14 protein-coding genes and 1 CRISPR repeat array are annotated in these 25,944 nt (G+C 49.4%); of the genes, 2 read left to right on the top strand and 12 right to left on the bottom strand.

Annotated elements, in window-relative coordinates:
• Positions 1–38: 38 nt before the first annotated feature.
• Positions 39–797 carry an SDR family oxidoreductase gene (locus H2508_RS02915; RefSeq protein WP_182168889.1) on the top strand — a complete coding sequence of 253 codons (759 nt, stop codon included), beginning with the start codon at positions 39–41 and terminating at the stop codon, positions 795–797.
• A 36-nt stretch (positions 798–833) separates the two neighbouring features.
• Positions 834–7,047: direct repeats of the CRISPR family, unit length 28 nt; unit sequence TTTCTGAGCTGCCTATGCGGCAGTGAAC.
• A 128-nt stretch (positions 7,048–7,175) separates the two neighbouring features.
• On the opposite strand, the gene cas6f is transcribed toward H2508_RS02915, so the two are convergent.
• The 9 genes from cas6f to speA form a co-directional block, all read right to left on the bottom strand.
• Positions 7,176–7,739 carry a type I-F CRISPR-associated endoribonuclease Cas6/Csy4 gene (gene cas6f / locus H2508_RS02910; protein WP_182168888.1) on the bottom strand — a complete coding sequence of 188 codons (564 nt, stop codon included), beginning with the start codon at positions 7,737–7,739 and terminating at the stop codon, positions 7,176–7,178.
• 4 nt (positions 7,740–7,743) lie between these two features.
• On the bottom strand, positions 7,744–8,772 hold the full coding sequence (gene csy3 / locus H2508_RS02905) for a type I-F CRISPR-associated protein Csy3 (RefSeq protein ID WP_182168887.1): 1,029 nt from the start codon (positions 8,770–8,772) through the stop codon (positions 7,744–7,746).
• Between the two features lie 25 nt (positions 8,773–8,797).
• Complete coding sequence (gene csy2, locus H2508_RS02900) at positions 8,798–9,757, bottom strand: type I-F CRISPR-associated protein Csy2 (protein ID WP_182168886.1); 960 nt, start codon at positions 9,755–9,757, stop codon at positions 8,798–8,800.
• On the bottom strand, positions 9,757–11,112 hold the full coding sequence (gene csy1 / locus H2508_RS02895; protein ID WP_182168885.1) for a type I-F CRISPR-associated protein Csy1: 1,356 nt from the start codon (positions 11,110–11,112) through the stop codon (positions 9,757–9,759). The genes csy2 and csy1 overlap by 1 nt, the downstream gene beginning before the upstream one ends.
• Positions 11,113–11,350: 238 nt before the next feature.
• Positions 11,351–14,695 carry a type I-F CRISPR-associated helicase Cas3f gene (gene cas3f / locus H2508_RS02890; RefSeq protein WP_182168884.1) on the bottom strand — a complete coding sequence of 1,115 codons (3,345 nt, stop codon included), beginning with the start codon at positions 14,693–14,695 and terminating at the stop codon, positions 11,351–11,353.
• Complete coding sequence (cas1f, locus tag H2508_RS02885) at positions 14,692–15,666, bottom strand: type I-F CRISPR-associated endonuclease Cas1f (protein ID WP_182168883.1); 975 nt, start codon at positions 15,664–15,666, stop codon at positions 14,692–14,694. The genes cas3f and cas1f overlap by 4 nt, the downstream gene beginning before the upstream one ends.
• A gap of 327 nt (positions 15,667–15,993) precedes the next feature.
• Positions 15,994–17,169, bottom strand: coding sequence for a carboxynorspermidine decarboxylase (nspC, locus tag H2508_RS02880; protein ID WP_182168882.1), 1,176 nt, complete (start codon positions 17,167–17,169; stop codon positions 15,994–15,996).
• Positions 17,170–18,390, bottom strand: coding sequence for a saccharopine dehydrogenase family protein (locus H2508_RS02875; protein ID WP_182168881.1), 1,221 nt, complete (start codon positions 18,388–18,390; stop codon positions 17,170–17,172).
• A gap of 42 nt (positions 18,391–18,432) precedes the next feature.
• Complete coding sequence (gene speA, locus H2508_RS02870) at positions 18,433–20,361, bottom strand: biosynthetic arginine decarboxylase (protein ID WP_182168880.1); 1,929 nt, start codon at positions 20,359–20,361, stop codon at positions 18,433–18,435.
• A 374-nt stretch (positions 20,362–20,735) separates the two neighbouring features.
• Between speA and H2508_RS02865 the strand changes: the two genes are divergently transcribed.
• Positions 20,736–21,869 (top strand): GNAT family N-acetyltransferase/peptidase C39 family protein, encoded by a 1,134-nt coding sequence (locus H2508_RS02865; protein WP_182168879.1) that lies wholly within the window; start codon positions 20,736–20,738, stop codon positions 21,867–21,869.
• A gap of 11 nt (positions 21,870–21,880) precedes the next feature.
• Here H2508_RS02865 and H2508_RS02860 read toward each other — a convergent pair whose 3' ends face one another.
• The 3 genes from H2508_RS02860 to H2508_RS02850 are packed head-to-tail and all read right to left on the bottom strand — an operon-like array spanning position 21,881 to position 25,927.
• Entirely contained in the window at positions 21,881–23,926 is a 2,046-nt protein-coding gene (locus H2508_RS02860; RefSeq protein WP_182168878.1) for a transglutaminase TgpA family protein, read from the bottom strand.
• A complete protein-coding gene (locus H2508_RS02855; protein WP_182168877.1) occupies positions 23,923–24,987 on the bottom strand; it encodes a DUF58 domain-containing protein in 1,065 nt (354 codons plus the stop codon). The genes H2508_RS02860 and H2508_RS02855 overlap by 4 nt, the downstream gene beginning before the upstream one ends.
• Positions 24,988–24,997: 10 nt before the next feature.
• Complete coding sequence (locus H2508_RS02850) at positions 24,998–25,927, bottom strand: AAA family ATPase (RefSeq protein WP_182168876.1); 930 nt, start codon at positions 25,925–25,927, stop codon at positions 24,998–25,000.
• Positions 25,928–25,944: the final 17 nt, after the last annotated feature.

Here is a 25,944-nt window from a genome sequence, read left to right as displayed (position 1 = left end):
CCAGCCACAGCCAAAATTGACACGACAAGGAGCGAGCTATGACTAAAACCGTATTTATCACAGGAGCCACCTCGGGCTTCGGGCTCGCCTGCGCCAAACGTTTCGCTCAAGAGGGCTGGAACTTAGTCATCACTGGTCGGCGAAAAGAGCGACTCGACAGCATTGCCCAAGAACTATCTGCCTCGGTCAAAGTACTAGCGCTGCCCTTAGATGTCTGTGATACCCAAGCTGTTAAAGATGCAGTCGCGGCACTCACTGCCCCTTTTGATCAAATTCACTGCCTAATCAACAATGCCGGTTTGGCGCTGGGTACTGACCCCGCCCAGCACTGCGATCTCGAGCAATGGCACCAAATGATTGATACCAACGTCAAAGGCCTTAGCACCGTGACCCATGCCCTGCTGCCCAAAGTCATTGAGCAAGGTGCTGGCAGTAGTATTATCAATATTGGTTCGGTGGCGGGCCACTGGCCCTACCCCGGTGGCAATGTGTACTGCGGCACCAAGGCCTTTGTGGAACAGTTTTCACTGGCCCTGCGCTGCGATTTACAGGGCACTGGCGTGCGCGTCAGCTGCCTGGCACCGGGCTTAGCTGAAAGTGAATTCACCCTAGTGCGTACCGGCGGTGACCAAAGCGCTCACGATAAGTTATACGCTGGTGCTGAGCCCATTCAGCCAGAGGATATCGCCGACACCTGTTGGTGGCTGGCATCCCTGCCAAAACACCTCAACGTCAATTCACTTGAATTGATGGCGGTCAGACAAGCCTGGTCACCGTTTGCCATTCATCGAGAATAGGCGGGTTAAAACCGTCATTTCTCACCCACAGTTTGCTTTCTGAGCTACCTATGCGGCAGTGAACACCGAAAACGGTACCTGACCAGTACCGAAAACTTTCTGAGCTGCCTATGCGGCAGTGAACATTCCGACGCGAATCCACACGTCCCGGTCGTCTTTCTGAGCTGCCTATGCGGCAGTGAACACGCAGCTGTGGAGTTTGATGTCACAGTCCAGTTTCTGAGCTGCCTATGCGGCAGTGAACTGGGCAAGATAAAAAAGGTCGGCCCAGCACTGTTTCTGAGCTGCCTATGCGGCAGTGAACGTCACCCGCATTAAATGTGCCAATTTTTAACTTTTCTGAGCTGCCTATGCGGCAGTGAACCGAGAATATATTTGTCGTTAGCAACTATTATATTTCTGAGCTGCCTATGCGGCAGTGAACCAGTTCAGATCAGAAATTGAGTTCAAGCTTGATTTCTGAGCTGCCTATGCGGCAGTGAACAGAAATGGCAGTAGAGTTTGATGACGGCGTAGATTTCTGAGCTGCCTATGCGGCAGTGAACCAATCGTTATCGGTGTTGATGTCGCTAGGTTTTTTCTGAGCTGCCTATGCGGCAGTGAACAACCCTTGCTCCCGACCTTTCGGACAAGTGAGTTTCTGAGCTGCCTATGCGGCAGTGAACATACAGTACATAGTAAGCCCTGCCTCTTTGAATTTCTGAGCTGCCTATGCGGCAGTGAACGGTACAAAAGCATCTGTTAAGTCTAAAGTGTGTTTCTGAGCTGCCTATGCGGCAGTGAACTATGACGGTAAAACTAACTGAGAACGATGTTATTTCTGAGCTGCCTATGCGGCAGTGAACGAGTAGTTCCGCTGATACCCGACATTAGGTCTTTTCTGAGCTGCCTATGCGGCAGTGAACAAACTCGCATGTTGATTCAATGGTCTTATAATTTTCTGAGCTGCCTATGCGGCAGTGAACCTCTACTGTGGCAGAAGGTTAACCTACCGGACTTTCTGAGCTGCCTATGCGGCAGTGAACGAAGCTGAAGGGCTGCTCAAGCTTCGCGGAAATTTCTGAGCTGCCTATGCGGCAGTGAACTTAAGCTGTATCCACATAAACTGATCTAGCTTTTTCTGAGCTGCCTATGCGGCAGTGAACCTTGTCCACTTTAAGGAAATGTTTGGTCTTGATTTTCTGAGCTGCCTATGCGGCAGTGAACGGGGTGTTTGTCCCTAAGTTTTTACTACTTAGTTTCTGAGCTGCCTATGCGGCAGTGAACGAAGTCCCCGTACCGGTCGCCGCGCGCCCTAATTTCTGAGCTGCCTATGCGGCAGTGAACGCTAGCGCGTACATCACCGATGACGAAGCAATTTTCTGAGCTGCCTATGCGGCAGTGAACGAAGGCATAGGCGAGGATTAGGCTAAGCACAGTTTCTGAGCTGCCTATGCGGCAGTGAACAAGACCTACCAAGGGTTCACGCAGCAGCTCGCTTTCTGAGCTGCCTATGCGGCAGTGAACATGGTTTTTCTTCGATGTAGACTTGATATCTGTTTCTGAGCTGCCTATGCGGCAGTGAACCTGATTCTTTCAAAGCAACTGATTCCCCGACAGTTTCTGAGCTGCCTATGCGGCAGTGAACAGCCTGTGGTGGTCAGCGTGAGATTGACTGCATTTCTGAGCTGCCTATGCGGCAGTGAACTCATGTGCTCGGCCCGGTGGGTGATCGTGAGCTTTCTGAGCTGCCTATGCGGCAGTGAACTGTTTGAGCTTGGGCCTGAGCTTGTTACTAATTTTCTGAGCTGCCTATGCGGCAGTGAACCGCCCATAGCACCATCACGCAGGTTGTCCCAATTTCTGAGCTGCCTATGCGGCAGTGAACCATGAGGCGATTTGGAACAACGCGAAGAAGGGTTTCTGAGCTGCCTATGCGGCAGTGAACGACCAGCTCTTGGCAGAGAGCATCTAATGTACTTTCTGAGCTGCCTATGCGGCAGTGAACGCACTAGCCCTGCGGGATTGGAAGACCCTGTCTTTCTGAGCTGCCTATGCGGCAGTGAACCAGGACGAAAGTCCCGCAAATCATCAGCTCGCTTTCTGAGCTGCCTATGCGGCAGTGAACCTCGCGGGGCGCGACGCTGCGGCACTAATTGATTTCTGAGCTGCCTATGCGGCAGTGAACGAGTCGGTATTGCTACTGTGTAATCATCTGCTTTTCTGAGCTGCCTATGCGGCAGTGAACACTCAAGCGCTCAATGAGAAATAGCGGTGGCTTTTCTGAGCTGCCTATGCGGCAGTGAACGCGTAAAAAGCGCGCTCAGATTGATTACATGATTTCTGAGCTGCCTATGCGGCAGTGAACGACTTCTTCCAAGACATCATCATGAACGGGAATTTCTGAGCTGCCTATGCGGCAGTGAACTGTCAATATCAAAACCTGTGTCGACCCAGCTATTTCTGAGCTGCCTATGCGGCAGTGAACGCGCGCGCTGCTCGGCTGTAGGCTTGTGCGTTTTTCTGAGCTGCCTATGCGGCAGTGAACAGCAAGCCATTAGCTAGCACGCCGTATCCTGTTTTCTGAGCTGCCTATGCGGCAGTGAACTGTAATGCGTAATTTGAACATGCGGGGGTGTTTTTCTGAGCTGCCTATGCGGCAGTGAACCGTAAATGGTTAAAGAGCAGCAAGTTTATAGATTTCTGAGCTGCCTATGCGGCAGTGAACATAGTCCGGCATTCCTGTGCCGTATCTGCGTGTTTCTGAGCTGCCTATGCGGCAGTGAACATGTCGCTTAGCATTTAAGCCCCTTGTGTTACTTTCTGAGCTGCCTATGCGGCAGTGAACTGATGCCATACTGAACAGCTAGGCCAGACCTTTTTCTGAGCTGCCTATGCGGCAGTGAACTAGTGACCGAAGGCACGTCCTCGATCAGCCGCTTTCTGAGCTGCCTATGCGGCAGTGAACGTGGCATTCAGTGCCATGCTGTTTGCGGTGATTTTCTGAGCTGCCTATGCGGCAGTGAACGCGATACCGTAACAACATGCCCCTCATCATCTTTTCTGAGCTGCCTATGCGGCAGTGAACAAGCAAGCATTAGGGGCGAAAAGACAATGTGATTTCTGAGCTGCCTATGCGGCAGTGAACCATCACCAAGCAGTGCAAGCATGTTGAAGCTTTTTCTGAGCTGCCTATGCGGCAGTGAACCAGACGCTTATACGATGCCCGCGTGTGTTTTGTTTCTGAGCTGCCTATGCGGCAGTGAACTGACGCTCTCTACCCATAAACCCTTGCGAGTCTTTCTGAGCTGCCTATGCGGCAGTGAACTGCTCGATTAGCCCGCCTGGAAGGTGGTCATTTTTCTGAGCTGCCTATGCGGCAGTGAACGGTAAGGCGCTGGAGGAAATAGACCAGCTACTTTTCTGAGCTGCCTATGCGGCAGTGAACTGCGACGGTACTGTCCTTCGGGGTCCCATGTATTTCTGAGCTGCCTATGCGGCAGTGAACAACCCCGTCAACTGTTGATCGGTGCCTTTCAGTTTCTGAGCTGCCTATGCGGCAGTGAACAGAATGAGTCTACAACATGGGTTCGCTGTAGTTTTCTGAGCTGCCTATGCGGCAGTGAACAGTGATGCCGAGCTGAAGGCAATTATCGAGGGTTTCTGAGCTGCCTATGCGGCAGTGAACTCAATGTGCCGCGCCAGCCCATCAAAGACCTTTTTCTGAGCTGCCTATGCGGCAGTGAACGCGAGTTTCAGATGGCCGCGACGTTCCCGCATCTTTCTGAGCTGCCTATGCGGCAGTGAACTATTGCACTAACACAATCCGTCTCAGCTTCACTTTCTGAGCTGCCTATGCGGCAGTGAACATCGCCACATCATCCTCACTGTTGATGAGGTTTTTCTGAGCTGCCTATGCGGCAGTGAACATCCATAGCGCCAACAATCTGATCTATCACAGTTTCTGAGCTGCCTATGCGGCAGTGAACCGTGACCGCTTCGCCGCGACATATCGTGCAGTTTTCTGAGCTGCCTATGCGGCAGTGAACCTAGCCCTATTAATCTGATCAAGACGCGCTCATTTCTGAGCTGCCTATGCGGCAGTGAACGCAACACTGCGCAAATAGTGCGAGTTTCAGATTTTCTGAGCTGCCTATGCGGCAGTGAACGGTAATGACAGTTGTGAATCAGTAATGCCAATTTTCTGAGCTGCCTATGCGGCAGTGAACTTCAACATCACCGACAAGCACATTCAGCTAAAGTTTCTGAGCTGCCTATGCGGCAGTGAACATATCAGCCTGCAAGACTTGATTAGCTTCTTTTTTCTGAGCTGCCTATGCGGCAGTGAACAATAATTTAGAGTTTGGTAACTCAGTGCAGATTTTCTGAGCTGCCTATGCGGCAGTGAACGACCCTTCGGCACCGCTTGTTAATGCCGTATTTTTCTGAGCTGCCTATGCGGCAGTGAACTGTATGGCGCTGCGCGGTCTCACGAGAGGCTATTTCTGAGCTGCCTATGCGGCAGTGAACTGCTCCCTGAGTACCTGTAGTGCAAGCAAGAAGTTTCTGAGCTGCCTATGCGGCAGTGAACGCGGCATGAAATAACAGTCGATGACCTAGTTATTTCTGAGCTGCCTATGCGGCAGTGAACGCCACGCGAGAATGGCCGAGCGTGCAACACTTTTTCTGAGCTGCCTATGCGGCAGTGAACCATCATGCTGAGTTTACCGCCAACGGCAACATTTTCTGAGCTGCCTATGCGGCAGTGAACCCCTGCACTCCCATGGTTCGTCAACAACGTAGTTTCTGAGCTGCCTATGCGGCAGTGAACAAGAAACAGCCCAAGGGCGAGTAAGACTAATATTTCTGAGCTGCCTATGCGGCAGTGAACAGCATGGACGAGCTTGAAACACTCTTCAAGCTTTTCTGAGCTGCCTATGCGGCAGTGAACTTTCGTAAATGGCTATATATTCTTTTGTTGTTTTTCTGAGCTGCCTATGCGGCAGTGAACGTATTTACTGGAAACACATTGCAGCGGGTTTGTTTCTGAGCTGCCTATGCGGCAGTGAACGTGTATCACTGACTTTTGCCCGGTATCCGCATTTTCTGAGCTGCCTATGCGGCAGTGAACGCAGGAAGTGGAAGTGCTGAGCGACACTAGGATTTCTGAGCTGCCTATGCGGCAGTGAACCACGTCTCTAAGCGCCCTAGAGCGGTCAGTATTTTCTGAGCTGCCTATGCGGCAGTGAACATGTTCGTTCCCTGTATCAGCAAAAACAAAGCTTTCTGAGCTGCCTATGCGGCAGTGAACCGACCTGTAGCGCTTCATCGTCCGTGATGTAATTTCTGAGCTGCCTATGCGGCAGTGAACCGAGTGCGAGAAGCTGCGTAAGGATGCTGAACTTTCTGAGCTGCCTATGCGGCAGTGAACGTATCGGCAGCACACTAGCAGGCGGATTCCTCTTTCTGAGCTGCCTATGCGGCAGTGAACAAGACGCCATAGCTGAGCTTGGCCTGAGTGCTTTTCTGAGCTGCCTATGCGGCAGTGAACAGCGTGAGCTTCAGTGATGAAATAGACGCTTTTTCTGAGCTGCCTATGCGGCAGTGAACTGGAGCCCAGACATGACAACCAATAAACCGGATTTCTGAGCTGCCTATGCGGCAGTGAACGCGTGGATGCGGGCGCTAGCTAACAAGGCAGTTTTCTGAGCTGCCTATGCGGCAGTGAACAGGAGCCTATTCACGACAACAAATAAACCGGATTTCTGAGCTGCCTATGCGGCAGTGAACTTAATGACATGCACGAGGGGGGAAGCACTGCCGTTTCTGAGCTGCCTATGCGGCAGTGAACACCTCAACTTCGACAGGAACATAGACGTATTCTTTCTGAGCTGCCTATGCGGCAGTGAACTCGGCCTTCTGCTGTGGTCGCATATCAAGCTATTTCTGAGCTGCCTATGCGGCAGTGAACAGCGCTAGCGACATTGCCAGCAATCTGCGCATTTTCTGAGCTGCCTATGCGGCAGTGAACGCTCCGAAAGGCGTTGCAGGACATAGCAGAGTTTTCTGAGCTGCCTATGCGGCAGTGAACTTTAAGCGCTTTACGGGCCACATTGCCGATAGTTTCTGAGCTGCCTATGCGGCAGTGAACGGCATGGCCAGCGAAAATGACAGGCTCCGAAATTTCTGAGCTGCCTATGCGGCAGTGAACATGCTCTGCTTTATGCGTAAAACTGGATTGATTTTCTGAGCTGCCTATGCGGCAGTGAACTAGAGCTTTTAAGGCTTATGCCGGCAGTTTTAAAGAGCCAGAGAGGTTTGTGATAAAAAAACCCTCTTATAAGCAGCCGGCGTAAGTCATTGATTTACTTAGCCTGCTGCCAACTTGTAAAAAAAGGGTCAAAACCAAGGAACAGTCGCGGTTTGGCTTATTCCATAACGATTAAACTCGCCTGCTTTCGACTCTTTTTGCGGCCTTCCTTGCTCTATAAACAAAGAGAATCTCCGGCCACTACTTTGACTGTTAAGGCTTATAAAGGGCAAACGTAACATTTTTGGTTGTGCATTTTGATAGGCTTCCCGAGCTTGTTCTTCACTAATACCCTTGCGCTTTGCGCTCCGTCGAACTAGACGTTCAACGTTTGACCTAGCTTGCACTCGTCGTACTTCTACATACTCAGTGTTACTAGGTACGGGCTGCACATCACGATAAACCACATGGTCTCGCATACCTGTTAACCAGCCTGTGTCTTGTAAGCTATCCAAATCACCTTGCTTACCGTATAAGCGCAAGCAATTCCCCAAGCCCAAAGGGTTTAGGCTATACTCAGGAAAACTGACTGCTACGTTAAGCTCCCTCCGCTCTACCAGCACTCGGTGCAATTTACTAAACAACGCATTCATGAGCATGCTAGGAATAAAATCAGGATCGGGCAATAGTTTAATATCTAGATAATAATCCATAGCATTAACCCGCATCACCAAACACACCACCACGTACTAATATCGCCATGACATAGTGCTGCTGCTCTAAGGCTGGTACTTGATCCTTAAGCAACCAATTATCGAGTAGGTTGTAAAAGTCCATTTTCTGCTTTGGCTGACGATAGGCTTTACCCTGAGTTGTCACCGAGCCATAAGGCTCAACAGCAATCGGTCCTAAATCTATGACGTCATCCTCGACTGGGTACCAGGTATCAATGGTGCGAATCGCGTTGCCTATTTTCTGCGAATGCATGGCAGCGACACCATTTACTCTGTAAAGAGTTTTACTTTTATCACCACGACCACGATCTAAAATAAGCTCTTGCGAAGGAAATACTTCTTGTCCAGCTCCTACTCGGGCAAATGCAGTTACCTGGAGTAAAACATGCTCTTTGCCTAATAAGCCATTAGATATCACATGGCTTAATTGCTCTAAACCTTCTGTTGAGTGGTCAAAATTACGCAGGGAGAAATCTAAGCTATTAAACGTGTAGACTGCAGCCGCTTTGCCATCGACTAAATGTGCAATACTGACTTCGACCTGCTCAGAACCGATGCGATTGCGCCACAAAAAACGACCACTCGCTAGGTTAGCTGAATAACGTCTGGCCAACTCAGTAAATCCATTGGCCTGTACATACTGATTCACAGTTTCGGCAAGTTTCTCTTGGTAGTCAGCATTATTGCAAGCAGAGGGTGTGCCAGTTCCCGGCAGTACTCGCAAAGTAAAGCGAACTTGCAATGTATCGTGCTCGCTATCTAGTGTCGCTATATCAACTGTCTGCAAGTTAGGACTTTCTATTGCCGCATCAACCTTAGTTGGATCTTGATCCTTAGCTTTTAATCGATTAGAAATTGTCCCTCTTACTGATTTTTCACGCACTGCAATTGGTGTCCAACTCGAAGAAGAATCACGTTCAGACCAATTTCCGGAGAATAACAAAGCATCAGATGGGTCAATTTTTCGTTCAAACGCCAATACCGATGCTGTTTTCAAAGTATTTTTAGTCATAACTTTCGCTCCTTGAAGCTAATTTTTAATTTGAATTATGGTTAATACAGCGGTAAATACCTGCCTCATGGTCGGCATGAGAGGACCACAAAAGCTCATTTAATGATGATAAGCGGTGTGGGCTACACCATTCGCCAATGGAGTACATACTTTCTACAAACCGGAACGGAATGTGAGGATCTCGAGCATTTTGTACTTCACCTGCTTTGTAAAGCTCGGATAAAGCGCTGTAACCGACAGGGATGGGGACAAGCCAGCCACTGCCCTTTTCACGGTCTGACTGCCAGCCGACAGTCTCTTTAATTTCACCGCTTGGTTGTTCAATTCGAGTGACCACGCAACGTTTATTGATGCGGGATAAATCAAGCCATGCATCAAGTGCAGTTAACTCTGGTTCTTCCTCCTGGAGTTTTTTTGTATGGGACACTAAAACATCATCGCGGCTAATCAGTGCAAAACCTGGCAACAAACTGCGTTTAAGAGCTAAGGTATGCTGCGTTTCAGCTTGGTCTTCAGGCAGCATAAGAATCTGCGGTTTATACCAAGTGTTTGAACTATAAATAATTGATCCGCCAGCAAATCGCATGGCGCTGGCTTCTTTATAGATAGTCCTAGCACGTTCCTGCAAAAGCTCATCGCTTGTGTCTCCTGCCACATAAACACCAAAAACTAAACTGATGGTGGCATGGGCGCGCCCTTCCTCGATAATACCTGGCGTTTTACCATCCTTACCTAAGGGATTGCGGGTTAAGCTAAACTTTTTAACGAAACCTCCATTAACCTGCGGCTCAAAGTCATGAATAACCATGCCGACTGTCAGTAAATCCAGCTCCCAATCAAAAGGAACTTTTCTCTGTAACGCCAGCATAAAGCCCATGGCAGCAGTGATTGCAGGCGCACCCCAGGTCATAGGGCTAGAAATAGTATTTAAGTTCTGCACATGTAAACGAGGCAAGACCAAGTAAGCATTATGTTCTAGTTCCATTAGCCTTCCCTCCGTACGTGTTGTTTCTGCAATGCCTTCAAACTTCCGCTAATAAAACGCTGCCAGTAACTGTCTTTGCGCATCTCACGGGCCCAGCGACGGAACTCAACATCCCCTAAATGCTTCACTTTGCTGCCTAGTTGATGATTTAACCAGCGGGCAAAGTCGTGCTCTACAGTCACATCCCAATCACTATTAAGCCAAGACTCAGCAAACTCTTCATCTTCTAATCCTCGAGCTGGGTCTAACCAATAACACTGAGCGCTTGACAAATCGCATAACTCATCCTTGCTCCAACCTGCGGGTAACTCTTGAAAAGCAGTGACAAAAATATACAGCTCATCAAGTAAGCCACTAACTAAGAGGTCAACTTTATTGCGGGTGTGTTTATTTGCGGGGGGTTGATTAGATAAAAACTCTTTCAACTCGTCTAGCCATTGCTTGGTATCACGGCGCTTTTCAAATAACGAAAAGATTGATGAGACTTTTAGCGGTGGACGCTGATTTCTAGACTTCCAACTGGGTGGTAAAGAGGGCAATAAATAATTCTGGCCACCCATTAAGTTATTTAGTCGAGATACGTTTTGTGTATTGGATCCTCCCAATTTGAGAACAGCTAAGTTTCGGTAATCTCTAGCAACGCCATCATGTATTTTATTTGCTCTAGCAGCTTCCCTAGCCTTAACAGCTTCTTCACTGTAGCGATCGTGGCTTATTTTTTTATACAACTCATATGACAACGAGCTCGAATAAAGAGGGGCCAATAAAATATAGTTATCATTATCGTACGGGTCTTCCCCGTTGTTCCAGAAAATTTGCTTGCCTGATGTATGTGAAGCGACACTTTCTGTTCTCGGAAGATAAATTTCTGATATATCTTTTACCCATAAGGCTGCTAACTCTTTATCTTCATGTAAAGCAGAAATCAGATCCTGGTCCTTTCTCACAGCCATTTGCAGGAGTGTTTGTCCCTCATGTTCGAGCTGTAGAAATGTGTAGGCTGGGAAAGATGCGGCATTACCTGTGAGGTCATCCAAGTAACCATTTTTCAATACATGACTTGTCACGTAATTCTGCTCTAACAACTCATCAGGGTTACAGTAAAAACTACTTGCGTGACGTATATTAACTTGTGAGTTTGTCATCCTAAAAGGATGCGTAACGACCTGAATACCAGCAATTCTTTTCATTGTTTCAGCCAACCAATTATTGGGCTGATATTTTTCTTGCTGCTTTATATATGCATCAGTACCGACTTCTAAACTCTTAACTTTCTCTTGGAATTGCTCATCTATGTACTCGTAAATCAATCGACGTAGTGTATTAGCTCTACTGGTTAACTCTGGTGATGACATCCTACCCTCCGCTGTAAAGGCACCTGCCTTATCAACAATAACCCCATCTTAGCCCGCCTAAAGCATTAATCAACCTATTAACGCTTAGCTTAATATTAACTATTATTAATATAAGGATTGAGGAAGCTGGAATAAACTTTGCTAAAATGGACGCCTGCTGAATAAGCAGCTCAGAAATATTAGCGCTTCGCTTTTATAAGCATTTCACTGCCGCGTAGGCAGCAGCTACTAGGGGATTTCATGTCGCCTGGAAAAAACCTAATGCAGCATGAAAACCCCATACTTGATTACCTTTTCGAACTGTGTTCAAGCTCAAAACACCATACTTTTTAGCACAGCGATCAAGTTCCAACCCTTCATTCTCGGCTTGGTTAATCAACAAGCTTAAATAATCCTCTGAAAACCAAGGGCTTATGCGCTCGCCCTGCAGCTCACTGTCAGGCAACCGCTGCAACATAGACTCTTCAATGAGCGTGTAAATGTTTTTATAGACGCCTCTTTCCTTATCAATTCTATGCAACAGAAAATCATCTTCTTCATCATTGGGTAGCAGTACGAGATCTGCCTGCCGACCATCATCCTTTCGGAAAGGTTGCTCACTCTGTAAAACAGCTAGCAAGGTGGCGTAGGGGGCTGTCCACCAACTATGCGCACCAAGCGGAGGGGGCTTGTTTTCAGAGTGACTTGCTCGACGGCGTGGTGAACCAGTACGTACTTGCTTCGGTAACATTTTTTTCTGTAACTGATAATGCTCAATATCAACTAAGCTCTGTTTAGGTTTTAACTCTACACTCTCCAAAATCCGTGGACGTGAATCAATAATTTCCCACTCATGCTGCTCCAATATATCAGCCAAATCTTTGCTATCCAGTTGCTCTTCATCATTTTCAAAGCCCGGCCTTAAAAAGGCAGCTTTTTGTGGTGTTATATAAGAGCGCACGTTACGTCGTAGCAAATGAACATTAACTTCTAAGTAGGGCTCTGGTCGGTGACGTCTAACACGGCCGACCAACTGAATAAGTGAACGCATCGATGAAGGCTCTACCACTGCCCAATCATAATCATGGTCACGACCAACTTCTGTGACAGGCGACCCTAGAACAATAAAAATATGGTTTTGCTGCCTAGATTCTTTTAATAGCTTGTGGATGCGCGGCAGTGAAAATACCGTCTGAGGCTGATCACGATTAAGCGTTGTGTCTAGCTCATGCTCTATTGCTGAGCGCATTAACAGCGGAAATTGCGAGTGATAAACAGCAAGGTGAACCTGCGTATCAGTTGGGACTTTAGATTTAAAAAGCAGCCGTGCAATCTCAATTAACGGAGTAATATTGGCCATGCGTATTAAACCAAAGCTTACCTGCTTTTTTGTCTTATCATCAACAGTGTGGTTTATTTGATGCAACGTTAAGGCGCTTTTAAGCATCTGCTCTGAAAAAGAACGATAAACCTCTTCTTTTTTGTTGCTATTACACTGAACTGCTACTAATTCAGCCACCCGCCTCACATTTTTCTGCTTAACTTCTGCTGCCAGCTTTTTAGCGCGTTTCTGAGCAAACTCTAGGTGAGCCGTTTTAAATTGACCGCTACTTGGGCAATCTTTAGCAACACTGCGGAGCTCATCTATCCAAGCACAACAAATATCAATTGGAGTGTGTGGTTCTCCACGATTCGCTTGATGTTGCTCACGCCCTGCTCGATAAGCATCGTATAATCCCTGCACTAAAGCTGGCGGTAGTGTTGCGGAGGACAACATGACCCGTGAGCCTAATAAACCTGCCCAATGGACTAGACGCGCTAGCGCAGGCAAATCTTCTAAACCATAGTCATCTATCTCATCTAGAACCAGATCACTAGTCATCAATCGCAGCATAGGTGCAATTTGACGCCCACCCCGCTTACTTTCAGTAGCTGGGGTTAAGTGATCTACCGTACAAACCAGCACAGGTGCAGAAACTAAGGATTTAATATCTTGTTTATGTAGCGTACGAGCTAATAAAGGGTGTGCATCATAATCGCCTTCATAAAGTACCCCACCATCTTCATCAATGAGATCTTGTATCGACTCAGAACCGTGCTTTACTGCTTCCTGTTGATAATATTCGAACAGATCGCGACTTGCTGAACCGCCCACTCTAACGGCTAGTTGATCCTCATCGAGGTACATTTTATGATTTCGGTAGGCTTGCCCTGTTTGCAAAGTCAGAGTTCTTAATCCTAAAGCGACAGAAAAGCGTGCACCCTGGCTGGGTTCGGCTAAGGCATACATAATTCGAGCATTGGCTAGAGTTTTACCGCAACCTGTTGAAGCCATATTGACGATAAAAGCGCCGTGTTTAGCGCTGCGTTCGCGCAAGGAAGTGGCTAAATCACTAGCTTTATCTTGCCAACGGAAACGAGCTAAAGTACTACGCTTACGTAAACCCCTATGGTTTTTTAAAGTGGGCAAAGAGCGCTCTAAATCTGGCAAGCTATGGCTAACATAGCCCGCATTAATAGCAACACCAATCAGGTGCTCTTCTAATGTCTGATTGTATTTTCCTGTTTTTCGGTCAGTATTTGCATAAAGTTTTGTAGTCGTCTTATGAGTAATCCGCTGTGACTTTTCAGTCAAACTAGAATAGTGATGATCTGCTAGCATTAAGCTTAAACGCGACAAATGCATGACATAGAGATTATCCAGCCATGCTTGAGCTCTAACACTACTTTGTAATTTCAGCAATCGAGCTGCTATGCGAGCTGCTCTTTTTTGCCACACTGGGTTACTGGTTGGTAAGCCATTACTAAAGGTCCAATAAGGTTTTATCAGCTCATGGTCAGAATCCATACAATCTTGATTCCACCGTGCATTAATCTGTTGAAAATAATACTCAAACTTATCAGCCCTAACGGCTTGTTGATCTTCTGGCTTAGTCGGCAAGCGGTGATGAGTAACGACCAACCAAGCCAATGCAGCAGCTAAAGGTGGCAAGCTACTAAATGGCTTATCAGTATCTCTATCCAAGCCATCTCGCTGCAATCCACCTAGCCATTCACTATCTTTGCCTTCACCTAAATCAACAACACGCTGCAACCAGGTTGCATCATCATCTAAGCCAACAAATGCTTGAAATAAGCGTAAAGAAACCCACTCATGGCGATACAAATTTGGGCCTTCATGGTGTACTTTACCTGCTAAACGAGCTTGAAAAGCATCGCAAGATTTACCAAGGTCATGTAGCAACGCAGCAAAAGCACTGAATAGATAAATTGCCTCACCTGTGTGCCAGCCGTTTTCATCGGCTAAGCGAAGAATATCACGCTCAGTTGTATTGGTCGGTACTGCACCTTCCGTATTAAAACGGTGACTATTACCTACAACCCATAGTAACTCACTGTGATCAAGGCCGCGTATCCAATGGCAGGCTACCGCGGTGTTTTTGCGCGCGGTTTTGCGCAGCATTCGCCTTAAGGTTTTAAGCCCATCATTAGTGATGGATGTTTGCCAAGTACGCTCACCGCGCCTTTCGGCAAACTGATCTAAAATTCGCCGTGTTTCTTTTAAAGCGGCTCTATTGCACTCAGACACCAATAAGATATTCATTTATTGCCACCTAAATGCGCAGCAACGTCTTGAACCGTTTTGATCATATAATCGAGAGCTTCTGCACGAGTTAAGTTATCTATACAGCTTTGACGAAATACTTGATCTTCATCGCCTCTAGCCGCAGAAATGAAAGCTTGTGGTAAAACTAAAGCATCTTTTACCAAATCAGCAACATCAAAAACCAAACCGCCACGCCGCGTTTTACCATGTAAAACAGCCAAGCCATGAGGCAAACCTATAACCCAAGTTGCTGTAGCTCCCATCCCATATGCGAGGTAATTACCATGATCTAGAAATCGGTTTGCAGGATCAACACCAGAACCGCGTTTCGCACGGGTAAAATCGCCATATTCCAAAACATTCGCAGCAATCTTATAAAGAAGCTTAGTTAGACGGGCTTCTTCTGTAAGCAAAGACATGGTATCTGGTCGAGTGTCGATTGCTGAGCGAGAGTCATCTAATAAAGGCTTAAGCTGATTAGGCTCAATGATAAAACCATTCTCTTTTAAATGACGATTTGAAAACCAATGTTTTTCGATAAAATCAAGCCGTGCCTGTTGCATCATCTTCGCGGCTTCTAAACGTAGAGCATCGTCAAACCAAAACTTAACCCACTGCTGCAAGTATTCAGTGGGCCGATACTCACTTTGCGGGCTCAGCCACGCTATTTCAACATCAACTTCATTCGCGCTAAATAAAGGCGTACCACCGCCACCACAAAACCCTACCAATACACCAGCTTTAGCAAGCTCACGCATAGCTGCTTGGGTGATCGATGTACCAGTGCCTAGTAGCAAAGTTGTAGTGTTAGCTATGGGGATATTCCAATACAAAGCTCGACGAGCTTCGTCAGTTACGTATTCAACACGCCCACCATTGACAAGCACCCGACAATATTGAAGGTAGTAAATATTGGCTCGCTTAGAGTGAAGGATGCTTTTTAGATCCGAAGGAGATAAGTCTTCCATGACATTCAGCCCCTATAAAACTATGCTGCCTACAAGGGCTAGCGCAATAAGCAGAGAGGAACAACAATAGGTCAACGCGATGATGACCAAAAACATATTACTGCATATTAAATTACTTAGTAATCCCCTGAAAAAAACAATGCTCTCAAGCTGACATGTACTATAGAGCACTTCAAAGGTGAGATGCTGAAGGCTATTGAAAATAGCCTTCAGCCGTCTCTGCTTGGCGAAATGACATAGCAGTCTAGAGTGTTATTTCTAGCCCGGGTAATACAGGGAACAGGATTTACTGGTGCGACAAGATGTACTCAGCGATCAAGAGCTAGGCTAGGATAAGCGCTGTTGAAAGTCCTCGTAGCCAAACTCGCGGATCACTTGCAGCGCGTCTGTTTCAGAGTTCCAGACCGCTATCGCGGGCAAGCGAGTGCCGTTAAAGGTACTGGTTTTAACCATGGTGTAGTGCGCCATATCCTGAAACAGGATGCGCTGTCCCGGCTCGAGTGCTTTAGCAAAGCTATAGTCACCGACCACATCACCTGCCAGACAAGTGAGACCGCCTAAACGGTAGTCGTGACCCAATTGGCCTGGCTCCCCTGCCCCGTAAATAGCTGGACGATAAGGCATTTCCAGTACATCTGGCATATGGCAAGTGGCGGAAATATCAAGGATGGCCTGATCCATGGTATTCCAGCTCAAGTCCAGCACTGTACCAAGCAATACACCGGTACCAATGGCGACGGCTTCACCTGGCTCAAGGTAGACCTGCACAGCATGGCGCTCAGAAAAGTCGCGGATACACTGCACTAAGTCATCGCGCTGGTAATCGGGACGTGTAATATGGTGTCCGCCGCCAAAATTAATCCAATCCATTTGCGGCAAGAGATGACCAAAACGCTCTTCCACCGCGGCCAAGGTGCGCTGCAGTGGCGGGAAATCCTGCTCACAGAGGGTGTGGAAATGCAGGCCAGAAATCCCTTCCAGCGCACTTTCATCCAATTGTGATAATGGAATGCCCAAGCGTGAGCCCGGCGCGCAAGGGTCATAAATCGCTACATCACCTTCTGAGTGCTCAGGGTTGATGCGCAAACCAAAACGCAATTGCGGCCGCTTAGCCAGAGCCTCTTGAACTAATGGCTGGAAACGCCGCCACTGAGCACAGCTGTTAAATACAACGTGGTCAGCAATCTGCAAAATCTGGCTCAAATCCTCTTCACTGTAAGCTGCCCCAAAGACATGCACTTCGCCGCCGTAGTGCTCACGCCCCAAGCGCGCCTCGTGCAAACCACTGGCACAGGTACCACTGAGGTAACGTGAGACCAGCGGTGCAAAGTGCCACATGCTAAAGGCTTTTAGCGCCGCCAAAATCTTGGCTCCACTGGCCTCTGCCACTTCTGACAAAATGCGTAAATTACGCTCTACCGCCACTTCGTCCACCACAAAACAGGGGGACGGAAGGCGCGAAGTGTCCAGTTGCGAGAAGTCAGTAAACTGGTGGATTTCCATTTACAGTTCTTGTCCTTTTTGCACGTCCAAACGGAAGTTTGGATCCAGCTCTACCACCTGCCAAGGCAAGCCATAGCGGTTCATATCTGCCATAAACGGATCTGGATCACACTGTTCCATATTCCATACACCGGGCCGCTTCCAGTGACCTTCCAAGATCATCTTGGCGCCAATCATCGCCGGCACACCAGTGGTATAGGAAATAGCCTGAGATTTAACTTCCTCATAGCATTCTTGGTGGTCGCAGATATTGTATAAGTACATGACCTTTTCCTGACCATCTTTACGCCCGCGTACAATAGTGCCTATGCAGGTTTTACCTTTAGTCCGCGGCCCCAAAGTCGATGGATCTGGCAGCAACTTAGCCAAGAACTGAATTGGCACAATCTGCTGGCCTTCGTATTCCACTGGCTCGATGCCTGTCATGCCCACATTTTCTAAGACTTCCAAATGTTTCAGGTAGCTGTCGCCAAAGCTCATCCAGAACTGGGCGCGCTTAAGCGAAGGAAAATGCTTGGACAAAGACTCCAGCTCTTCGTGATACATGCGATAAATATTGTAGCTACCCACATTTTCCGGACATTCAAAGCGGGCCATCTTCGACATGGCTGGGGTAGTTACAAACTCGCCGTCTTCCCAGTGTCGGCACTCGGCACTGACTTCGCGAATATTAATCTCTGGGTTGAAGTTAGTGGCAAAGGGGTAACCGTGGTCTCCACCATTGACGTCAATAATGTCTAGCTCTTCAATCTCATCGAAATAGTGCTTTGCTAGGTAGGCCGTAAACATATTGGTCGCGCCGGGATCAAAGCCACTGCCAAGCAGCGCAGTCAGACCGGCCTCTACAAAGCGATCGTGATAAGCCCACTGCCAGTGGTATTCGAATTTAGCCGTTTCCGGTGGCTCGTAGTTAGCGGTATCAAGGTAGTGAACACCGGCGTTCAAGCAGGCGTCCATGATCGACAAGTCCTGATAAGGCAGTGCCACGTTAATGACCAGCTCTGGTTGCTCAGCTTTTAATACCGCGCTCAGCTCATCGACATTATCTGCATCGACCTGCAGGGTTTTCACCGGCCGGGGCAATTGCTCCGCTATCGCCTTACAGCGCGCTTCGGTACGACTAGCTAATACGATTTCGCTAAACACCTCTGGCAGTTGCGCACATTTGTGCGCAACAACTCCACCGACTCCGCCGGCGCCTATGATCATGACCTTAGACATGAATTCTCCTCAGCTTGTAATCTGATAAATATCAACACTGTATCAGTGGTGTTCAAAATAGGTATAGCCTTGCAGGCTATCGCGAAACGCACTGAGTATGCTCTGTCGCTGCTCAAGTGTGATGCGGCCTGAACGCACCGCCTCTTCCGCCACTTGGCGGAACTGTTCCTGCATGTGCTTGGGTTCGTACTCTACGTAACTCAAAACGTCGGCGATGCTATCGCCCTGCAACTCACCCACAAAGTCAAAACTACCGTCCGCATTAACCGATACATTGACCACATTGGTATCGCCAAATAGGTTGTGTAAATCACCCAGAGTTTCCTGATAAGCCCCCACCAGAAAAACACCGACGTAATACTCTTCGCCTTCACGCAAAGCGTGCAGCGGCAAGGTAGTGCTCGGTCCAGAGGGCAGACTGAAGTTGGCAATCCGCCCATCGCAGTCGCAGGTGAGGTCGGCCAATATCCCCTCTCGGGTAGGCTGCTCCTGCAGGCGGTGAATCGGCATAATCGGAAACACTTGATCAATAGCCCAGATATCCGGCAGCGACTGGAACAAACTGAAGTTAGCGTAGTAAATGTCCGATAACTGTTCTGGCAGAGACTCTAGCTCCGGCGGCACTCGCTCCAGTTCTGGCAGCAGTTTGGCGATGCGCTGCATCACTGCCAAACAAATATCTTCAGCCAAGGCCCGGTCGCGCAAAGTGGCCCGTCCGCGGTAAAACAGCTCGCGCAACTCGTCGCGGTAAAACAGCGCGTCGTTGTAACACTCTTGGAAGCTATCTGGCGATACACGCTGCAGCACGTCCAGCAAGTGTCCGATAAATTCAGAACTGCCCTCGGGCGGTTGCTCGGGTATCGCGCCCGGCTGGCTATCGCGCACGTCGAGAATATTAAACAGCAATATCGACGAATAGGCCACGGTTGCCCGCCCTGATTCCGACACCAACACAGGGTGCGCAATATTCAAGGGATCGAGGGTTTCACGCACACTTTCAACGATATTGACGCAGTATTCGTCGAGTTGGTAGTTCATGCTGTGAGTGCTATTGGCACTGGCACCCTCATAATCCACCGCCAAACCGCCGCCCAGGTCCAAGTAGCCCATAGGGGCGCCTTCAGCAATCAGTCCCGCGTAAATATGGCAGGCTTCCAGCACGCCACTGCGCACATTGCGAATGTTTGGAACCTGCGAACCCAAGTGACAGTGCAGCATCTGTAGACAGTGCAACATGCCCACTTCACGCAACTCAGTGACCACTTGCAACAAGGCCGTGGTAGAGAGACCAAAGATCGAGCGATCCCCGCTGTCCTGACTCCAATGGCCATCTACTTTCACCGAACTGCGCATCCGGACACCAATCAGCGGCTCGACGTCCAGAGCACGGCTGCGCTCGATGATGAGACGCAGCTCATGCAGTGACTCCAGCACAAAAAACACCGGATAGCCCATGCGCCGGGCGTAGAGGCCTAGGTCGATAAACTCGGCGTCTTTATAGCCATTGCAAACCACAAGGGTTTCCACATCGCGCAATTGACTCAGGGCAATAATAAGCTCAGCTTTGCTGCCAGCCTCGAAACCGTGGTTATAACGGCGCCCATAGTCGGCAATCTCTTCAATCACATGACACTGCTGGTTCACCTTGATAGGAAACACAGCGCGGTAAACATTGTTATAACCGCCCTGCTCTATGGCACTAGCAAAGGACTCATTGAGAGTGGCAATACGGTCGTCTAGGACATTGCGCACCCGCAGCACCACAGGCATATCCAACTGCCGGCCGCGCATTCCGGACACAATGTCCATTAGCGATACCGAGACAGTTTCGCCGTCGTGGTCAACATTGACCTGAACATCACCTTGAGAGGATACCGAATAGTAACCAGCGCCCCAGGCATCAATACCATAGAGATCGCTGCTATCTTCCGCGTCCCAAGCTTCGGCTGCTTTGGAAATGTTAGCATTCATGATAGAGCCCTCCCTGATAGGGAGCTCGATTTATATAAGACAGTCCGTTGACGCATAAAGCGTTCGACCACGGAAAAACTGCAGGGTTCAGCACGGCCATAAGTCCTCGATAATCCGGTATTTTTTGTACACTGCACCGGTATCGCCAAGGCTTCCGGGCACAACGCTATGATATTGGAAACATACAATCCTGGTAGGGTATGAAACGGCGTGAATTCTAGACTGAGAATACGATAAGGCAAGCACTATTTAGGCCTCCATGACGGTAATTATTAGCACTTACAAAGCTGCTTTTTTACAGTATGGATTCACTGGATACCGAGCACCCTAACAGGCTATAGTCCAAGCTCTAACCGCCACAGAATCCAAGCCAGATGATTGAAATTCGCCCCGCGCAAAGCAAGGACCTTAGCGCCCTACTGGAACTGGAATCAAGCTGCTTTGCCACTGACCGCATCAGTCGCCGAAGCTTTCGCCGCTGGTTAAGCCACCCCGACTGTGTGTTTACCGTAGCACTAATTGAGCAGCAGGTCTCTGCCTATGCGTTGGTAACCTTGCGCCGCGGTACACATCTGGCACGACTCTACTCACTGGCAGTGGCGCCTTCAGCTAGAGGTCAGGGGCTGGCTGAAAAACTGATCAAAGCCTCCGAAGACGGCGCCCGTGATGCCGGATCCATCTATTTACGACTAGAAGTTGCTAGCACCAACTACGCTGCTATCACGCTCTATAAAAAGCTAGGCTACAAGCAGTTTGGTCTCTACGAGGATTATTACGAAGATCACGGTCCAGCGCTGCGCATGGAAAAGTGCATCCACCCCTATACACCTTCTGGCGATAGCCGCACGCTACCCTGGCTAGCCCAGACCACTGCTTTTACCTGTGGCCCCAGCGCGCTGATGATGGCCATGGCTGGGCTGCCTGGAGACTATCAACCCAGCCCAGAGGATGAAATTCAGCTGTGGCGCGAAGCTACCACTGTGTTTATGACCTCAGGTCACGGTGGCTGCCACCCGCTGGGCTTGGCACTAGCGGCACAGCGCCGTGGTTTTTATGCCCAGGCCTGGATTAACAACCCAGGGCCGCTGTTTTTAGATGGGGTGCGCGATGAAAACAAGAAGCGTGTGATGCGCATCGCCCACGAGAGTTTTGTATCACAGTGCGAGGCAGCGGCGCTGCCCGTGCACTATGAAGACATGGACCAACAACAAGTCATTGACCACTTTCAAAGCGGCGCCAATGTGCTGATTCTAATCTCTACTTACCGCATGGACAGCATGAAAGCCCCTCACTGGGTGGTAATGAGTGGTTATGATGATCGCTGCTTATATGTCCATGACCCCGACCGCGGTGACACCTCAACGGCATCGATGCAGGACGAAGACGCGCGCAGCGCACTCGATTGCCAGCACCTGCCAATTGCTCGAGATAACTTTAATGCCATGAGCCGCTTTGGCAGTAGCCGGCTACGCTCAGTGGTGGTCATCAGCTCAGCGGCTAAGAGCTGAGCCAGTACTAATTAGCCCTGTGGCGCTTCACTCGGAGCGGCAGCGGCGCGAGACCTTGTTGACAGTGCACGAATTAAGTCTGTGCGGGCTAAACGCATTTGCCGCAGTGCCTCACTCTCAGCACCCTCGGCCCGAGGCCCATAAACCCAGCCACTATAAACCTTTGTCATACTCTCTATCGCTTCTGCGGCATGGGGCAGAGCCTGTGCCGCACGCTGAGCAAAGTCGGCTGGCGCTTCTCCGCTAAAACGCTCTAGTCCCTTAGCAGACAGCGCCTGGCAACAGGACAAATACAGCTGATCTATAGGGTCTGTGGCTGATACCCGCCGCTTGCGCAGCAGTAGCCAAGCTGTCGGCAGCAAAACCAGAAGTCCACTGCCGACAAAGACAGCGATAAATTTTTGCGCTGTCAGTCGCCCCATAACACTTTCCAGCAAGCTAAACTGCCGCTCGCTGTCAAAGCCAACAACCCAAGACTGCCAGCGGTAACTCATTGCGTCGTAGCGCAGACGCAAGGAATTAAGCCAAGAAATACTCCGATAACGCAGCGGCGATAAGGGTGAGTCCGACAAAAAACTCCCTTCGGCGGCCATCGCCTGTTCCAGGCCCAACTCGATACGATCGGGTGAAACCGCAGCTGTGGGGTCTACTCGGCGCCAACCCTCGCCCTCCAACCACACCTCAGCCCAGGCATGAGCATCAAACTGATGGACGATAACAGTGCGGTTGAGTGGATTAACTTCCCCGCCTTGATAGCCGGCAACCACCCGCGCAGGGATACCCGCAGCGCGCATCATTAGCGTAAAGGCATAAGCGTAATGTTCACAAAAACCGCGACGGCTATTGAATAAGAAATCATCCATCGGCTGCTCGCCGAGCAAAGGCGGCTGCAGGGTATAAACAAAGGGCTGCTGACGAAACATCGCTAGTACTTCTGCCACAAACTCAGCATCGCTGGCGCTATTGCTACGCATTTGCTGAGCTAGTCTTCGGCTGCGTGGATTGCTGTCATCAGGCAGTTGCAATTCGCTGCGCCGACGCCAAGCTGACAAGTCCTGATCCAGCACAGTCTGCGGCCAAGAGTTCACCTGGTAGCGATACTGATCTTCAAGATCGACCGAGGAATATAAACGAAAGTCAGCCGATTCGATGACAGCGGCATCGCTGGAGCGCGCATAGCGCAAACTATATAACCATGGCTGCTGGGTAGGTCTCATCAAGACTGTGTAGCGCAGTGCCTCGCCCTTGGTTTCAAGCCTGGGCGCAGCTCGCTCTTGGGCCGGAATAGCGTAGCTCGGTATACTTGACCAGGCCCCGTCTTGTAAGCGGCTAAACACTAAGCCTCGCCAGTAGAGCTCTGCAGGCGGCGGTATCTCGCCATCAAACTGCACTCTAAAGGCCACCTCATCAGATTGGCTTAAACGCGAAATATCACCGGGCCGCATAAAGTCGCTAACGCCAGTACGAGCGGCATGGCTTTTAATCGGCACAGTCCACAGTGGCTCAATACGGGGAAACAAAAAGAACAACACCAACATCAATGGAAAAGCCTGTAGCAGCATAATCCCGGCATAACGCAAAGAGCCAAAGTGAAATACTTGTTGTGCCGGTTGATGCAGTGCCACTAGTGCTGTGGTGATAAGTAAAACGTTCAATAGTGAGTACAAAACGATCAGCAGATCTTGGCTGAATAGAAATTCAGTTGTACACACAAAATAACCGAGAAAAAGTAGCACATAGGCATCTTGCCGCCGCACTAACTCGAGCAGCTTCAGGGCATAGGCCGTCAGTAAAAGGGCTACCGTCGATTCCAGAGCTAGGAAACTGCCATAGCTAAAATAGATTCCGGCGAAGGACAGGACAACTAGCACTAAGCGCATGCTGCGAGCGGGAAAGGACCAGCGGCCCCGATGCACCATAAAGCGCCAAGTCGCGCTGAGTATGTACAGCGCTATTACCCAAAAAGGAATTCGCTCTAGATGTGGAATAAGCAGCGCAAACATGCTGATAATTAGCCACACTAGCGCATTGCGCGGCACTTGCTGCAAAACGCTCAACAGTCTGGCTCCCCAAGAGATTCCCGCTTGGCGCTAGGCTTTGGTCTATCGGGCCTCACAACCGAGAGCGAATCACTCGGCTCATCTTGGCCATAGAGCGCCAATGCGCTCAGCACCTTTTCCAGCTGTCGCTCACCACTGGCTGGCGCTAACAACACTCCGGGTAAACGCAGGCCGTAGAGCGCTTGCTGTCGATCAAACTCAAGTGCCCAAAAACACAAATGTGAAAGACGCTGCTCAGTAGCTAGTCCAGCAAAACTATCCCAATTCAACCACAGGCTGCGCTGGGCGTAACTGGCATACTGTTTACTTTTTAGGCCATGCCCTTTGGCATAAGCTTTCCAGTGCAGCTGAGACAAAGAATCACCCAGTCGATAATCTCGAAAACCAAAAAAATCATCACTATCAAGTAGCGCTGCACTATTTGTTGCGCCGCCTCCAGGGACCCGCTCAGATGGCTCGGGACTGGCTATGGGCTGAGGGTAGACCATGGCCCTTAGATCTAAATCCACCCAGGTCCAACAGCGCAGCAGGCCCAAGGGGTAACTTGACTCCACTAACAGCCGGCCCGGATGGTGCCAACCGCGCTTCCCCACTGTGCAAAATAAGCTTAAGGAAACACTTTCAGCGTCCTGTAAGTTGAGCAAGTGCTCGCTGCTATCTGGCCAGCACAAGCGCAATGCAAAGCGCGGCCGATCACTGCCCCGCTCCAGTCGCAAGTCGAAGCGGCTGCGCTGTCCAGGATAGGCAGGCATTGCCTGCACTGCATGAATCGTCAAGCCAGAGAGATTGGCGTAGGTATGCAAGATGCCAATCACAAACAGCGTGGCGAGCAAAAAAGTCAGGGCGTAAGCCATATTATTCTGATAGTTGATGGCGGCTAACAACATCACCAACAGAACTATAAAGAACAAAAAGCCAACCCGGGAAGGCATAATGAAAATACCTTTCTGATTCAGAGTGACACTGCGAGCTGGAGGGATTCTGCGACTCAGCCATGACGAAAAGCGTCGAGCCAATACCTGAGGGTAACGCGTAATAAACTTAGGCTGTGAGCGCATTGATTGGCCCTCAGCGGCGGATGACATCCACATTGCGCTGCATTTGCAGTACTAGGGCCATGCCATCACCGGCATAATCAGCACTGGGCACAACACGGTGAGCAGCCACCGCTGGCAGCACCATCTGTAAATCCTCTGGCACGACATGCCCGCGATCACTCATCAGGGCCCAAGCACGGGCGCAATTGAGTAAGGCCAAAGCAGCGCGCGGAGATAAGCCCACGGCAAACTCAGCGGACTCACGGCTATAGGCCACTAGTCGTTGCAAGTAGTCCAGCAAACTATCTGAGACGTGTATTGCAGCAATGGCTTGGCGTATTTGATTTAGCTCTTGTTCGCTAATACAGCGTTTAAGTGCTTCACCCAGAGAGCCATCAAGACTCTGACGCAGAAGCATCTCGCGCTCCGCCTGAGGCGTGGGATAGCCCAACTGTAGTCGCATCAAAAAACGATCCAATTGCGATTCAGGCAAAGGGTAAGTACCCGATTGATGAATCGGATTTTGTGTGGCGATAACAAAAAAAGGTTCTGGTAATTTGCGCGTCTGCCCCTCAATCGTTACCTGCCTTTCTGCCATGGCTTCAAGCAGCGCGCTTTGGGTGCGGGGCGTAGCGCGATTAATTTCATCGGCTAATAACAGTTGGGTGAAGATCGGACCGGGGTGAAAAGTGAAACTGGCCTCATTGCGATCGTAGACCGACACCCCAAGGATATCGGCCGGCAACAGATCACTAGTAAATTGTACCCGCTGATAAGACAGGCCTAAGACATCTGCCAAGGCATGGGACAAAGTAGTTTTACCCATACCTGGCAAGTCTTCTAACAAGAGGTGCCCACGGGCAAACAAACAGCACAGAGCCAAACGAATCTGTAACTCTTTACCTAGTACTACTCGCCCTATTTCAGATACGGTCCTGTCAATCACACTTTGTAACTGCATCAACTCACTATCCCAAT

Source organism: Sediminihaliea albiluteola (assembly GCF_014077625.1).
Lineage (GTDB): Bacteria > Pseudomonadota > Gammaproteobacteria > Pseudomonadales > Halieaceae > Sediminihaliea > Sediminihaliea albiluteola.
The sequence above is the reverse complement of the archived record's forward strand: the minus strand, read 5'-3'. Positions and strand labels throughout refer to the sequence as shown.